The following is a 14,524-nucleotide window of genomic DNA, read 5'->3' as shown; positions in this document are numbered from 1 at the left end:
TGCCGCCGGCCGTGCAGGAGCTGGGCAACGCCACCGGCTTCGACCTCCAGCTGGTCGACCAGAGCGGCGTCGGCCACGCCGCGTTGCTGGCGGCGCGCAACGCGATGCTGGGCGCGGCCGCGCAGGACAAGTCGCTGGTCGGCGTCCGTCCCAACGCGGTCGAGGACGCGCCGCAGCTCAAGGTCAATATCGACCACGACAAGGCGCGCGCGCTCGGCCTGGACCTGTCGAGCGTCAGCAGCGCGATCTCGACCGCCTGGGGTGGATCGTACATCAATGATTTCATCGACCGCGGCCGCGTCAAGCGCGTCTACCTGCAGGCGGACGGGCCGTATCGCATGTCGCCGGAGAACCTGCGCGACCTGTATGTGCGCGGGTCGACCGGCACGATGGCACCGTTCAGCGCCTTTTCGACGCTGTCCTGGGCACAGGCGCCGATGCAGCTGACCCGCTACAACGGTCAGCCCGCGATGGAGCTGCTGGGTCAGGCCGCGCCGGGGATCTCGTCCGGCGCGGCGATGGACACGATGGAAGCGATGCGCGCGCGGCTGGCACCGGGCGTCGGGCTGGAGTGGACCGGGCTCAGCTACGAGGAGCGGCTGTCGGGCGGTCAGGCACCGGCGCTGTTCGGCCTGTCGCTGCTGATCGTGTTCCTGTGCCTCGCGGCGCTGTACGAGAGCTGGTCGGTGCCGATCTCGGTCATGCTGGTGGTGCCGCTGGGCATCGTCGGGGCGCTGATCGCGGCGACGCTGACGGGGCTGTCCAACGACATCTACCTCCAGGTCGGGCTCATCACCACGATCGGCGTCGCGGCCAAGAACGCGATCCTGATCGTCGAGTTCGCGGAGGAAAGGATGCGCGACGGCATGAACGCCTTCGACGCGGCGGTGGAGGCGGCGAAGCTGCGGCTGCGGCCGATCCTGATGACGTCGCTCGCGTTCATCTTCGGCGTGATGCCGCTGGCGATCGCGACCGGCGCGGGGGCGGGCGGACAGAATGCGATCGGCCGCGCGGTGGTGGGCGGCATGCTGTCGGCGACGATCCTGGCGATCTTCTTCGTGCCGATGTTCTTCGTGGTGGTGATGCGGTTCTTCGGGCGGCGGCGCGACGACGACGCCCGGTCGAACCATGACAACGAGGCGCGGCCGACGTCGGACGACGGAGCGCGGCCGATGTCGAACGACGACACGCGGCGGACGCCGCCCGATGGAGCGCGGCCGACGCCGCAGGGAGCCTGAGCCGTGACGACCCGCTTCCCTCGCCTGCTGGCGCTCGCCGGCGCCACCGCGCTCGCCGGGTGCAACCTCGCGCCGACCTATGTGCGGCCGGTCGGCGCGGTGCCCGCCGCCTTGCCGCAGGGCGGCGTCTATCCCGTCGCCGCCACCGACGCGCGCGACGTGACGAAGATCGGCTGGCGCCAGTTCTTCGTCGACGAGCGCCTGCGTCAGGTCATCCAGCACGGGCTGGACAACAATCAGGACCTGGCGCTCGCCGCCGCCACCGTGCTGCAGGCGCGCGCGCAGTATCGCGTCCAGCGCGCCGATCTGGTCCCGACCACCGCCGCAACCGGATCGGGGACCTACACCAACAACCCGGTCGGCGCGGCGGGCGCCACCGGTGCCGCCGGCGCGACGACCGGCACCGGCGGCACCTCGGGCACCGGCGCGACGGGCACCGGGACGGTCGGCGGCGCGGTGGGCACGGGCTCGTCGAACCTGGAGTTCTACTCCGCCAATGTCGGCTTCTCGGCGTTCGAGCTCGACCTGTTCGGCCGCGTCCGCAACCTCAGCAAGGCGGCGCTGGAACAGTATTTCGCCAGCGAGGAGGCGCAGCGCAGCACCCGCATCAGCCTGATCGCGGAGATCGCCACCGCCTGGCTGACGATCGCCTCCGACGAGGATCAGCTGGCGCTGTCGCAACAGACGCTCGGGACGTTCCAGGAGACGCTGCGCCTCACCACCGCGCAGTTCCGCATCGGCGTCGCCTCCGAACTCGAGTCGCGGCAGGCGGAGACCAACTATCAGGCCGCGCGCAACGACATCGCGGTGCTGCGGACGCGGATCGCACAGGACCGCAACGCGCTCGACCTGCTGGTCGGGCGGCCGGTCGAGCCGGCGCTGCTGCCCGTGGCGCTCGGCGACGCGCGCGCGGGGATCGAGGTGCTGCCGACCGACCTGTCCTCGACCGTGCTGCTGCGCCGTCCCGACGTGTTGCAGGCCGAACACCAGCTGATCGCGCAGAACGCCAATATCGGCGCGGCGCGCGCGGCGTTCTTCCCCACGATCTCGCTGACGGCGGCGGTGGGGACGATCAGCACCGCGCTGACCGGGCTGTTCGGCGGCGGCAGCTTTACCTATTCGGCCAGCCCGGCCGTCTCGCTGCCGCTGTTCGACGGCGGCCGCAACCGTGGCAATCTCGACTATGCCCGCGCGTCGCAACAGGCGGCGGTCGCGACCTATCGCCGGACGGTGCAGGTCGCCTTTCGCGAGGCCGCCGACGCGCTGTCCCAGCGTGGCACGATCGACGAGCAGATTTCGGCGCAGTCGGCGCGCGCCAACGCCGCCCAGATCGCCGCCCGGCTGTCCGACGCGCGCTATCGTGCCGGGGTCGACTCGTTCCTGACCTCGCTCGACGCGCAGCGCACCGCCTATGGCGCGCGCCAGCAGCTGGTGACGACCCGCTACGCGCGCGGGGCCAATCTGGTCGAGCTGTATCGGGCGCTCGGCGGCGGGCTGGACTAGGTCGCGATCGCAGGCACTTGCCAGCCGCCGCCATCGGCGTATCCTGCCGTGAAAACGACAGGAGAGCAATTGTCATGGCATCGGTGGTTCCGATCTCGGCCCAGCACGGCGGCGACCTCGCGGGCGAGGCGCACACCGATCCCGGCGAGGAGAGCCTCATCATCCTGCAGAGCCTGCTCTGCGTGATGCGCGAGAAGAACCTGCTCAGCCGCGCCGATCTGGAGGAGCTGACCCGCAAGGTCGAACGCCGCGCGCGCGGCACCAGCCAGGTGCCGCTGCCGTGCTGCGCCGAGTCGGCGCGCAGCGCGTCGGGACTGATGCACCGGCTGACCAGCTATATGGGTCAGCGCTACGGCGGCAAGCACACGCGCAACTGAGCCGGGATTACCCCTGCGGCGCGGCCATGCGCGGCCGGAACAGGCGCCCGCCCTCCACCACCAGCACGATTCCCAGCACGCCGACGCCGACGCACAGATAGCCGATCGCGAGCGGCATGGTGGTGCCGTCATAGGACTGGCCGATCAACGAGCCCACGACGACCGCGCCGATGCTGGTGACGAAGCCCTGCACCGACGACGCGGTGCCCGCGACATGGCCGACCGGCTCCATCGCCATCGCGCCGAAGTTCGACCCGCACAGCCCGATGCACGTCATGCTCAGCGCCTGCACCACGACATAGGTCCACAGCGTCTCCCACCCCGCCGCCTCGATGGCGATGTGGACCAGCGACAGCGCGATCAGCCCCATCACCGCCGCCTGCGAGATCAGCCGCGTGCCCAGCCGCTCGACCAGCCGGCTGTTGAGGAACGACGCGAAGCCCATCGCTGCCGCGCAGACCCCGAACAGCACCGTGAAGCGCGCGCCCTGGTGAAAGGTGTCGGTGAACACCTGCTGCGCCGACGACACGAACGCGATGATCGCGCCGAAGGTCAGAGACCCCGCGATCGCATAGCCCATCGTGAAGCGGTTGGTGCCGATGATGCGATAGGCTTCCCACAGCGACGCCGGCGAGATCGAACGGCGGCGCTCCGGCGGCAGCGTCTCGGGCAGGCGCAACGCCGACCAGACCAGCACCAGCGCCGCGTAGCCCGCCAGCGCCTGGAAGATGAAGCGCCACGGCCCCAGCGCCAGCAGCCCCTGGCCGATGGTCGGCGCCAGGATCGGCACCAGGAAGAACACCATCTGCGCCAGCGACGAGATCCGCGCCATCTGCCGCCCCGAATAACGGTCGCGGACGATCGCCACCGACAGCACGCGGGTGGAGGCGGAGAACAGCCCCTGCAACAGCCGCGCCGCCAGCAGCGCCGGGAACGTCGCCGACGCGCCCGCGAACAGGCTGGCGCCGATAAAGCCGATCAGCGTCGCGATCAGCACCGGCCGCCGCCCCAGTCGGTCGGTCAGCGGCCCATAGACCAGCTGCCCCAGCCCGAAGCCGAACAGATAGGTGGTGATGATCCACTGCCGCGAATTGGCGCCGGCGACGTCCAGGTCGACGCCGATGCGCGGCAGCGCGGGGAGCATCAGGTCGACGCCCAGCGCGTTCACCGCCATGATCGCCGCGACGAACGCGACGAACTCATGGCCGGAAATCCGGAAAGGGGGAGGGGAGGCGTTCACCGCTGCGGCCTAGGGAAGGCGGCGCTCCCCCGCCACCCCTAGCGGCTCATCCCCGAAACCGCAGCGTGACGCCGATCGTGCGCGGATCGCTGGGCGTGCCGACGATCAGTCCGGAATTGCCCGCCTGCACCGTCAGGTTCTGGAGATAGTCGGCGTCGAGCAGGTTGCGCGCGAACACCGCCACCTCCAAACCGTCTCCGAAGCGATAGCCGATATTGGCGTTGGTCAGGTTGTAGGCGCCGACATAGGTGAAGCGCGAGATCGTCGGGTCGGCGTTGTAGCCGCTGCGCGACGCGGTGTCGGCGTGGAGGAACACCGACCCGCTGCCGATCGGCACCGCATAGTCGATCCCGGCGGTGACCGCGAAGCGCGGCAGCGACGCGAGGCGCTTGCCGGTCAGGCTGCACACCGTCGTCGCGGCGGTCTGCGACTCCAGCGGACAGGGGCCGGCCGGGTAATCGGTGTAGCGCCCGTCGGCATAGGCGACGCCGGCGCGCACCGACAGCCCGCGCATCACCAGCGCGGTGGCGTCCGCCTCCACTCCCTTCACCGTCACGCGCGGAATGTTCGACAGATAGCCGCGCAGCGCCACCGTCTGCGAATTGTCGACCACCGTCGCCTGGAAATCGCGCACGCGGGTGTAGAAGGCGTCGACGTTGAACACCAGCCGCCGGTCGAACGCCCGCGTCTTCAACCCGACCTCGTAGGTCGTGTTCAGCTCGGGCCGGACCACGGCGGTGGTCAGCACCGGCTGGTTGGCGGCATTGAGCGGCAGCCCCGACATGTTGATCCCGCCCGACTTGAACCCGCGCGCATAGCTCGCATAGCCGAGCACGCCGTCGCTCGCCTGCCACGCCAAATTGGCGCGACCCGACAGGCTGCCGTCGCGGTCGTGCGCCTGATAGCTCTGCCCGCGCAGCACCCCCAGCCGCGCGGTGTTGAGCGCCGCCGCCTGCGCGGGCGTCGGCGCCGTGATCGCCGGGCCGCCATAGGTGAAGGTCGAGTAATAGCCGTCCTTGTCCTCGTGCGTGTAGCGTAGCCCGCCGGTCAGCGTGACGCGGTCGACCAGCCGCAGGTTCGCCTCGCCGAACGCGGCATAGCTCCGGCTGCGGAAGTCGGTGCTGCCGTCCTGGGCATAGCCGTCGAGCAGGTTCCCCGGCACCGCCACCGCCGCCGCCCCCGTGCCCGTGGCGGTGCCGATCAGGTACCGCGCGGCCGCCGGGCCATAGATGCTGATCGGTCGCCCGGTCAGCCGCTGGCGGAACCCGTACAGCCCGACGACATAGGTCAGCCGGTGGTCGCCGTTCGACGCCAGCCGCAGCTCCTGGCTATACTGGTCCTGGCGCGACGGGATGTGCTGCGACAGCTGGATCGGGATGCCGGTGTAATCGCGGTCGTTCTCCGCGTCCCAGTTCCAGAAGCGCCACGCCGTCACCGACGTGATCGTGCCCCAGCCGAGGTCGAGGTCGCTGATCGCCGACACCCCGCCCTCGTTGGTGGTGGAGCCGAGCGGCCCGTCGATGTCGACGACGCGGTCATAGGGGTTGGTGCTGGGCGGCGTGTAGCCGAACTGCGCGGCGAGCCCCGCCGGCCCGCCGAACTGTCGCGCAGGCGCACGTTGCGTCGTGCCGACGCGGACGAACACCTGCGTGCAGCAATAGGCGTCGAAATTGGTGAAGTCGGCGATCACCCGCGTCTGCAACCGCTCGTCGGGCTTGAACAACAGCTGCCCGCGCACCGCCTGCGTGCCCAGCGTGTTCGCCGCGCGGCCGGTGCGGACATTGTCGAGCACGCCATTGCGTCGCGTCGACACGCCGGAGATGCGATAGGCGACCGTGTCGGTGATCGGCCCCGACGCCCAGCCGCGTGCCTGCACGAAGTCGAAATCGCCATAGGACAGCTCGGCATAGCCCTCGCGCGTGAACGTCGGCGCGCGCGACGTGACGTTGATCGCACCCGCCGTCGTATTCTTGCCGAACAGCGTGCCCTGCGGCCCGCGCAGTTCCTCGACCTGCTCGATATCGGCGAAGTCGAACGCGGCGGTGGCAGGTCGCGCATGATAGACCTGATCGACATAGAAGCCGACGCCCGGCTCCAGCCCGTCGTTCGACTGACTGACCGCGACGACGCTCGACCCGAGCCCGCGGATCGTCAGTGCGGTATTGCGCGGGTTGGCGGACGAATAGTTGAGCGTCGGGATCAGCGTGGTGATCCCTTGCGTGTTCACCGTATAGCTCTGGTCGAGCAGGTTGCCGCCGACCACCGACAGCGACCCCGGCACGGCCTGCGCGTCCTCCGCGCGGCGTCGGGCGGTGACGATCACCGTCGGCACCTCGTCGTCGCCGCGATCCTGGTCCGCCGCCAGCGCGCTCGCCGCGACCTGCGCCGTCGCCGGCACGCCCCATCCCGCCAGCGCACCGATCGCGGCCGCCGTCACCCGTCCTGCCTTCGTCATGTCAAACCCCTCGTTGTATTCATAGGCATACAACGAGATTGACACACCTGCCAGCCCGTTCGACCTCACCCGCATGGCCACGAACGACATCGCAGCCGACCGCGCACCGGCGCTATGGCACCGCGTGCTGCTTCCGACCGGAGCGCTCGGGCCGGGCAAGATCGCGCTGATGCGCGGCATCGCGGCGACCGGCTCGGTCTCCGCCGCCGCCCGGCGCCTGCGGATGAGTCACGCGCGCAGCGTCCAGCTGGTTGCGGCGATCAACGCGCTGGGGGCCGGGCCGCTGATCCTGACGCGCACCGGCGGCGGCGCGGGCGGTGGCGCGACGCTGACCGAACGCGGTCAGGCGGTGCTCGACGCCCATGCGCGGCTGGCGGCGGTGGTGGCAGAAGCGGCGGCGGCGCCGCTGGCGGCGCTGACCGAGGTCCTCGGCGACCCGCCACGTCAGGGATGAAAGACCCCGCCTAGACGCCGAGCACCGCCTCCACACCGGCGGTCTTGCCCGATAATCCCGGCACCTCGTCCAGCTGGCGTAGCGCGGTGAACCGTCCGCGCTCCTCACGGTATCGGACGATCTCCGGCCCGTGCCCGCGCAGCAGGTCGATGGCGTCGAGGTCAGCGGCGGTGGCGGTGTTGAGGTCGATCATCATGCCCGCGTAGCGCGCCCGTTCACCGCGCGCTACGCTCGCCCGATGGCGCGGGTGACGATCAGCGATGTGGCCGACGCGGCGGGCGTGTCGATCAAGACCGTCAGCCGCGTGCTCAACCGCGAGCGTTACGTCGGCGCCGCCACCCAGGCGCGCGTCGAGGCGGCGGTGGCGCGGCTGCGCTTTCGTCCCTCCTTTGCGGCGCGCGCGCTGGCGGGCGGCCGCTCGCACCAGATCGCGCTCGTCTGCGACAATCCCTCGCCCTACTACATCCATCAGATGCAGCTGGGCGTCCGCGACCGCTGCGCGGCGGCGGGCGTGCGGATGATCGCGCAGCCATATGATCGCGCCGGCGCGCACATCCTCGACGAGGTGGAGGAGCTGATCGGCACCACCCATGTCGACGGTCTCGTCCTCACCCCGCCGATCGCCGACGACGTCGCGGTGCTGGCGTGGCTGGAGGGCCGGCAGGTGCCGTTCGTCCGGGTGTCGCCCGGCGTCGACCCGGCGCGCGCGCCGTCGGTGTTCATCGACAACGCCCGCGCCGCTGCCGGGGTGGTGCGCCACCTGATCGGGCTCGGTCATCGCCGCATCGGCTTCGTCGGCGGCGACCCCGCCTTCGCCGCCAGCGCTCGGCGATCTGCGGGCTATCTGGCGGCGCTCGACGAGGCGAAGATCGCGCCGGAGGCGACGCTGATCCACACCGGCGACTTCTCGCTCGCCGCCGGGGCCGCCGCCGCCGAGGCGCTGCTGGCGTTGCCCGCGCCGCCGACCGCGATCGTCGCCGCCAACGACGAGATGGCCGCCGGGGTCCTGACGGTCGCGCACCGTCGCGGCGTGACGGTGCCCGCGCGGCTGTCGGTGGCGGGCTTCGGCGACGATGCGGTCGCGGCGATGGTCTGGCCGCCGCTCACCACCACGCGCCAGCCGACGCGCGATCTCGGCTATCGCGCCGCCGACCTGCTGCTGGCGCCCGGCGCGGACGCGCATCGCGAGCTGGCCTCACCACTGGTGGTGCGCGGCTCGACCGGTCCCGCGCCTAGTTAAGCAGCAACCCCGCCGCGCCCGCCGCCAGCAGCAGCGCCGTCAGCGTCGCCGCCGCGATCACCAGCAGCGGCCGGGGCCCCGTCTCCAGCAGCTGCGCCAGCGGCGAGCGGATCGCGGTCGCCGTCACCGCCGCCGCCAGCAACGCCGCCGCGACCCGTTCCGCGCCTTTCGCGACCTCCGCCGGGATCACCCCCGTCGAGTTCACCGCCGCCAGCGCGAAGAAGCCGACCACGAACCACGGGATGCCCGTGCCCTTGCCCCGCTCGCCGCGCGGCAGCGTCGCCGCGACCACCGCCAGCACCGGCGCCAGCAGCGCCACGCGGGTCAGCTTGACGATTGCCGCGATCTGGCCGGCACCGGGCGAAAAGGCATAGCCCGCGCCCAGCGCCTGCGCGACGTCGTGGATCGACGCGCCCAGCAGGAACCCCGCCTGCAGATCGGTGAACCGCAGCCCGTGCGCGATCAGCGGATACACCACCATCGCGCCCGCGCTCATCGCCGAGATGCCGACCAGCACCAGCGTCAGCTGCGCCTGGCTGACCCGCTTCTCGCCCAGCGTCGTCGCCAGCGCCATCGCCGCCGACGCGCCGCAGATCGCCACCGCGCCGCCCGCCAGCGTCCCGAACGTCCCGCCCAGCCCGAACCGCCGCGCCGCCAGCACGCCGACGCCGATCGTCACCGCGACGATGCCGATCACGCAGACCAGCGCCACCGGTCCCAGCGCCAGCACCTGCGCGCCGGTCACGCGCACGCCGACCAGCACGATCCCCCACCGCAGCAGCGACCGCGACGCGAAGCCCAGCCCCGGATGCAGCCGGCGATCGGCGGACAGGAAGTTGAGCGCCAGCCCGATCAGCAGCGCCATCAGCGTCGGCGGCGCGCCGTAGTGATCGCTCAGGAACCCCGCCGCCAGCGTCCCCAGCGCGACGATCGTCAGCCCCGGCAGATACGCGCGCCACCCGCGCGGGGCTGCCGCTTCCTCGTACAGCAGGTCGCCATACAGGTCGGCCGCCATCATCGTGTCGCCCCGCGGCGCGACCGGGCGGGTGGTCATCGTGGCGCTACCTCGAACATCCCCGGCCTGCTATCGCGCACAGCACGGCCTGACAACGCTATCACGGCCATCGGGGAGAGGGAGGGCGCATGGCCAGCCGCAAGTGGATCGTCGCGTTCGTGTTCGTCGCGATCATGCTCAACTATGTCGATCGCCAGATCCTCGCGCTGCTGAAGCCGACGCTGGAGCTGGAGTTCCGCTGGTCCGACCGCGACTATGCCAACATGGGCACCGCGTTTCAGGTCGCGACCGCGTTCGCGTTCCTCGGCACCGGCTGGTTCATCGATCGCGTCGGGTTGCGGCGCGGGTTCGCGGTCGGCGTCGGCGTCTGGAGCCTCGCGGGGATGGCGCACGCCTTCGCAACCGGGGTCGCCGCGTTCATCGGCGCGCGCGTCGTGCTGGGCGTCGCCGAGTCGGTCGGCACGCCCGCCGCGGTGAAGACCGCCGCCACCTATTTCGATCATCGCGAGCGCCAGATGGTGCTCGGCATCGGCAACACCGCGCCCAACGTCGGCGCGATCCTGACGCCGCTGGTGGTGCCGGCGATGGCGGTGGCGTTCGGGTGGCAGGCGACGTTCCTCGTCTGCGGCGCGCTCGGGCTGGTGTGGGTCGTTGCGTGGCTGTCGATGCGCTTCGTGCCCGTCACCCCGACCGGCCATGCCGAGCCGGAGCCCGCGCGCTGGGCCGACGCGCTCAACCGCAACACGGTCGCGATCGCGCTGGCGAAGGTGCTGTCGGATCAGGTCTGGTTCTTCATGCTGCTGTGGCTGCCCGACCTGTTCCACCGGCTGTTCGGGCTGAAGCAGGGGACGCTCGGCCTGCCCGTGGCGCTGGTCTATACGCTGGCGGCGTGCGGTGCGCTGACCGGCGGCTGGCTGCCCGCGCGGCTGATGGACCGCGGCTGGAGCGTCAACCGCGCGCGCAAGACGGCGATGCTGGTCTATGCGCTGCTGATCCTGCCGGTGCCGCTGGTCATGTCGGTGACCAGCCCGTGGACGGCGGCGCTGCTGCTCGGCCTCGGCCTGTTCGCGCATCAGGGCTTCTCGACCAACGTCTTCGGCCTCGTCACCGACGTCACGCCCGCGCGCAACGTCGGCTCGACGATCGGCATCGCCGCGTTCTGCGGCAATCTGTGGTCGATCGGGCTGATCCAGTTCGCGGCGTGGAGCCTCGCGAACGGCTGGGGCTACACGCCGTCGCTGGTGATCTGCGCCGTCAGCTACCTGACCGCGCTCGCGCTGGTGCAGCTCATCATCCCCACCATCGTGCCGGTGGAGGACAGGGGCGAAGTGCTGGGCCTGCACTGAAATCCTCCCCGCATGGCGGGGAGGGGGACCGCCGCGCAGCGGTGGTGGAGGGGGTTCACCGCAAGCGCACCGCCCGCGGTGAACCCCCTCCGTCAGCCGCTACGCGCCCGCCACCTCCCCGCGAGCGGGGAGGATTTCAGAACCCCACCCGCGCCGTCACGCCGTAATAGCGATCCGCATCGCGCGGGATCTGATAGCGGTACGATCCGCCCGGCCCGCCGTTGACGATCGCCGCCGCGAAGCTCTGGTCGAACAGGTTGCGGACCTGCGCCGTCACCCGGATCCTGTCGTCCGCCGTCACGAGCCCCGCCGTCAGGTTGACCAGCCCATAGCCGTCGATCGTGCCCAGCCGGCGTTGCGTCGCGTCCGGCCCGAACAGCGACAGCTCGCTCGACTGATAGCTGCCCTGCACGCCGCCGAAGAAGTCGACGCTGCCGCCCGAGCGATAGCGATAGTCGGCGTTGAGGTTGCCCTTCCACTTCGGCGCGAAGCCCAGCGGCGTGCCCGCCGGCACCACCGCCGTCGCCGCCGCGCCCGGTGCCACCAGGAAGCGGTTCACGTGCGCGTCGGTAAATGCCCCGCCGCCCGAGATCGTGAAATCGCGCACCGGCTGCCACACCGCGTCCAGCTCGACGCCCCGCGTCGAGATCTCGCCCGCGTTGGTGAACCGCGTCACCACCACGCCCGCGACCAGATCCGGGTTGTTCGCCTGGAAATTGTGGTATTTGGCATAGAAGCCGGCGAGGTTGAGCACCAGCTTGCCGCCGAACAGCGTGTTCTTCAGCCCCGCCTCGAACGCATCCGACGTCTCCGGCGAGATCGTGTTCGTGCCCGTCGCGGTCAGGTTGAAGAAGACGTTGTACGCCGGCCCCTTATAGCCGCGCGCATAGGTGGCGTAGAAGGTCGACTGCCGCGCCAGGTCGAATTGGAAGCCGCCCTTGCCCGACAGATTGTCGTTCTGCGTCCGCCCGCGGAACACGCCCGTTGCGCCGGTGCCGGTCGGCGTGACGGGGAAGCTCGGCTGGATGCCCGGCCCCGCCAGCGTCGTGTTGCGCGAGTGGAAGACCTCCAGCTCGTCATGCGTATAACGCAGCCCGCCGATCAGCCGGAAGCGCTCGGCGATGTTGACGGTGAACTGCCCGAACGCGGCATAATTGTCGAAGACCGAACCGAAGTCGGCGGTACCGGTCGGAAAGGTCGACGGGTTCGCGAGCGGGCTGGAGCACGGCGTCAGCACCGTCGGCGCGACGCCGCCCACGGCCGTGCAGACCTGATCGTTGCGCGTGAAGATGCGCTCGCTGTCCGCGTGCGAGAAATACAGCCCGGCGGTGAAGTCGATCAGCTGCCGTCCGGGCGAGGTCAGCCGCAGCTCCTGCGTCACCGTCTTGCCCGTCTGCGGCCCGAAATCGTGGAGCTGGTTGAAGCCGATATACGCCTGGTTCAGCCAGTCGCCGTCGCGGATCTCCGTGTTCCGATAATTGCGATAGCTGCCGATATAGGTGACTACGCCCGCGCCCGTCTGCACGTCCAGCTGGCCCGAAAAGCCATAGCCCGTCTCGCGCGTCGCGGTGATGAGGTTCTGGTTCACCTGCCGCGTCTCGTCCCCGCGCGGCGTCGGCAGCGCGGCGAAGGCGAGGCTGGTCGCGGGCGCGCCGGTCGCGGTCAGCGGCCCGGTCCCGATCACGTCGGCGCAGCAGTCGTCGTCGTTGCGGTGATAGTCGCCGATCAGCGTCAGCGTCACGTTGGGCGACAGGTCCGCGACCAGCTGCGCGCGGCCGCCATAATGTTCGAACCCGTTGACGTGCCGCCCGCCATAGGCCTGATTGGTGATATTGCCGTCATAGTTGGTGTAGAAGCCCGTCAGCCGCGTCCTGACGTTCTCGCCCAGCGGCACGTTCAGCACCGCGCGCCCGCGATATTCCGCGCGGCTGAAATAGCCCGCCTCGACATAGCCGCCGAACTCGCGCGTCGGTTGTTTCGAGGTGATGTTGATGACGCCCGCGCTCGCGTTCTTGCCGAACAGCGTGCCCTGCGGTCCGCGCAGCACTTCCATCCGGTCGATGTCGACCAGATCGCCGAACGCCTCGCCGGCGCGCGAGAACACGACGCCGTCGACCACCGTCGACACGCTCGGCTCGCCCGCGATCGAGAAGGTCGCGGTGCCGACGCCGCGCAGGAACACCGATTGGTTGAGCGTCGTCCCCGACTTCGCGAAGTTCAACGACGGCACCAGATACTGCGCGCCCTCGATCGAGGTCCGCCCCTGTTGGCTGAGCAGGTCGCCGCCGATCACCGTCACCGCCAGCGGCACGTCCTGCAATCGCTCCGACCGCTTCTGCGCGGTGACGATGATGTCGCCGGGCGTGGCGTTGTCGGTATCGGTCGGCTGCGCAGCCGGCGCCGCCGCTTGGGCGTCGGCGGACGGCGCGTCGACGCCGCGTGTCGTCGTGTCCTGCGCCAGCGCGGGCGCGGCGGTGAGTGCGACGAGCGCTGCGCCCGCCATCAGAAGCCGTTTGGTCATGTTCCTCCCCTTCGATGTTCTTTTTATTGGAAACCCAGTTCCGCCATCTCGACGACACGATGCTCGCGCGCGCTGATCTCCGCCGCCGTGCCGATCGCCACCGCGCGCAGGCCGTCGTCGGCGGTGACCTCTACCGGGCCTTCGCCGCGTACCGCCGCATTGAATTTCTGGTGCTCGTAAAAGGTGGAGCCATGGTGGTGCCCCGCCGCCAGCGCCGCCGCATCGGTCTCGACCGTGCGCCGTACCACCGCCTTGGGCGCGCGAAAGCCGACGCGCGGGCTCAGGACCAGCTCGCCCGACGGGATCGACACCTCGATCCGCGCGCGGTCGCCGGTGGCGGCGATCTCCTCCTGCTGCTCGGCGCCCTCGGCGAACATCGACAGGTCGAGCATCGCCCGGACGCCGTTGGCGAAATCCACCGTCGTATAGCTGTTGTCGATGATGTCCGGCCGCTCGCCGGCATAGTCCTCGTCCAGATGGTTCACGTCCATCGCGCCCGAGCAATAGACGCGCACCGCCTCCGCCCCGACGATCAGCCGCATCAGGTCGAAGAAGTGGCAGCATTTCTCCACCATCGTGCCGCCGGTGTTGCGGCTGAACCGGTTCCAGTCGCCGACCTTGGCGAGGAACGGGAAGCGATGCTCGCGGATCGACAGCATCCGCAAGCCACCGATCTCGCCGGCATGGATGGCGTCGACGAACGCCACCATCGGCGGCATGTAGCGATACTCCATCGCCGTCCAGAACACGCGGTCCGTTGCCGCCGCCCGCGCGACGATCCAGCGTGCGTCGTCGATCGTCGTCGCCAGCGGCTTCTCGCACAGGATGTGCAGTCCGGCGTCGAACAGCGGCACCAGCACGTCGCGATGGGTGAAGTTCGGCGAGGCGACGATCACCGCGTCGACCAGCCCGCTCGCCGCCAGCCCGGCCGCATCGTCGAACACCGCGACACCGTCCGCCCGCTCGCCCAGCGCGTTCTTCGCCCAGTCCAGCGACGTGCCGACCGGGTCCGCCAGCGCCGTCACCACCGCGCCGGGCGTGATCGCCAGGTTCTGGAGGTGCTCCACCCCCATCATCCCGGTGCCGACCAGCCCATAACGCACTTGCCCGACCAAATTGTTTGTCCCAATATGAC

12 protein-coding genes are annotated in these 14,524 nt (G+C 70.4%); 6 read left to right on the top strand and 6 right to left on the bottom strand.

Annotated features, from left to right (window positions below; translation table 11 throughout):
• The 3 genes from ACOFKS_RS13065 to ACOFKS_RS13055 form a co-directional block, all read left to right on the top strand.
• A partial coding sequence (locus ACOFKS_RS13065; protein ID WP_419809692.1) for an efflux RND transporter permease subunit occupies positions 1–1,238 on the top strand: 1,238 nt, incomplete at its 5' end.
• A gap of 3 nt (positions 1,239–1,241) precedes the next feature.
• Positions 1,242–2,741: an efflux transporter outer membrane subunit gene (locus ACOFKS_RS13060; RefSeq protein ID WP_419809691.1), complete on the top strand. Its 1,500-nt coding sequence runs from the start codon at positions 1,242–1,244 to the stop codon at positions 2,739–2,741.
• Between the two features lie 74 nt (positions 2,742–2,815).
• On the top strand, positions 2,816–3,118 hold the full coding sequence (locus ACOFKS_RS13055) for a hypothetical protein (RefSeq protein ID WP_419809690.1): 303 nt from the start codon (positions 2,816–2,818) through the stop codon (positions 3,116–3,118).
• A gap of 7 nt (positions 3,119–3,125) precedes the next feature.
• On the opposite strand, the gene ACOFKS_RS13050 is transcribed toward ACOFKS_RS13055, so the two are convergent.
• Positions 3,126–4,358 carry a multidrug effflux MFS transporter gene (locus tag ACOFKS_RS13050; protein ID WP_419809689.1) on the bottom strand — a complete coding sequence of 411 codons (1,233 nt, stop codon included), beginning with the start codon at positions 4,356–4,358 and terminating at the stop codon, positions 3,126–3,128.
• 46 nt (positions 4,359–4,404) lie between these two features.
• Positions 4,405–6,813, bottom strand: coding sequence for a TonB-dependent receptor (locus tag ACOFKS_RS13045; RefSeq protein WP_419809688.1), 2,409 nt, complete (start codon positions 6,811–6,813; stop codon positions 4,405–4,407).
• Between the two features lie 73 nt (positions 6,814–6,886).
• Between ACOFKS_RS13045 and ACOFKS_RS13040 the strand changes: the two genes are divergently transcribed.
• Entirely contained in the window at positions 6,887–7,267 is a 381-nt protein-coding gene (locus ACOFKS_RS13040) for a winged helix-turn-helix domain-containing protein (protein ID WP_419809687.1), read from the top strand.
• A 10-nt stretch (positions 7,268–7,277) separates the two neighbouring features.
• On the opposite strand, the gene ACOFKS_RS13035 is transcribed toward ACOFKS_RS13040, so the two are convergent.
• A complete protein-coding gene (locus ACOFKS_RS13035) occupies positions 7,278–7,460 on the bottom strand; it encodes a ComEA family DNA-binding protein (protein WP_419809686.1) in 183 nt (60 codons plus the stop codon).
• Between the two features lie 45 nt (positions 7,461–7,505).
• Here ACOFKS_RS13035 and ACOFKS_RS13030 point away from each other — a divergent pair, with 45 nt between their 5' ends.
• Complete coding sequence (locus ACOFKS_RS13030) at positions 7,506–8,507, top strand: LacI family DNA-binding transcriptional regulator (RefSeq protein WP_419809685.1); 1,002 nt, start codon at positions 7,506–7,508, stop codon at positions 8,505–8,507.
• Here the strand turns inward: ACOFKS_RS13030 and ACOFKS_RS13025 are convergent.
• Positions 8,500–9,522, bottom strand: coding sequence for a YeiH family protein (locus ACOFKS_RS13025; protein WP_419809693.1), 1,023 nt, complete (start codon positions 9,520–9,522; stop codon positions 8,500–8,502). The genes ACOFKS_RS13030 and ACOFKS_RS13025 overlap by 8 nt on opposite strands.
• A gap of 128 nt (positions 9,523–9,650) precedes the next feature.
• On the opposite strand from ACOFKS_RS13025, the gene ACOFKS_RS13020 reads away from it, so the two are divergent.
• Entirely contained in the window at positions 9,651–10,868 is a 1,218-nt protein-coding gene (locus tag ACOFKS_RS13020) for an MFS transporter (protein WP_419809684.1), read from the top strand.
• 136 nt (positions 10,869–11,004) lie between these two features.
• On the opposite strand, the gene ACOFKS_RS13015 is transcribed toward ACOFKS_RS13020, so the two are convergent.
• Together ACOFKS_RS13015 and ACOFKS_RS13010 are read right to left on the bottom strand one after the other, a co-directional pair.
• Positions 11,005–13,389 (bottom strand): TonB-dependent receptor, encoded by a 2,385-nt coding sequence (locus tag ACOFKS_RS13015; RefSeq protein ID WP_419809683.1) that lies wholly within the window; start codon positions 13,387–13,389, stop codon positions 11,005–11,007.
• A 23-nt stretch (positions 13,390–13,412) separates the two neighbouring features.
• Positions 13,413–14,492 carry a Gfo/Idh/MocA family protein gene (locus ACOFKS_RS13010; RefSeq protein WP_419809682.1) on the bottom strand — a complete coding sequence of 360 codons (1,080 nt, stop codon included), beginning with the start codon at positions 14,490–14,492 and terminating at the stop codon, positions 13,413–13,415.
• Between the last annotated feature and the right edge of the window lie 32 nt (positions 14,493–14,524).

Origin of the sequence: Sphingomonas sp. (assembly GCF_965200135.1) — a bacterium.
Taxonomy (GTDB): domain Bacteria; phylum Pseudomonadota; class Alphaproteobacteria; order Sphingomonadales; family Sphingomonadaceae; genus Sphingomonas.
The sequence above is the reverse complement of the archived record's forward strand: the minus strand, read 5'-3'. Positions and strand labels throughout refer to the sequence as shown.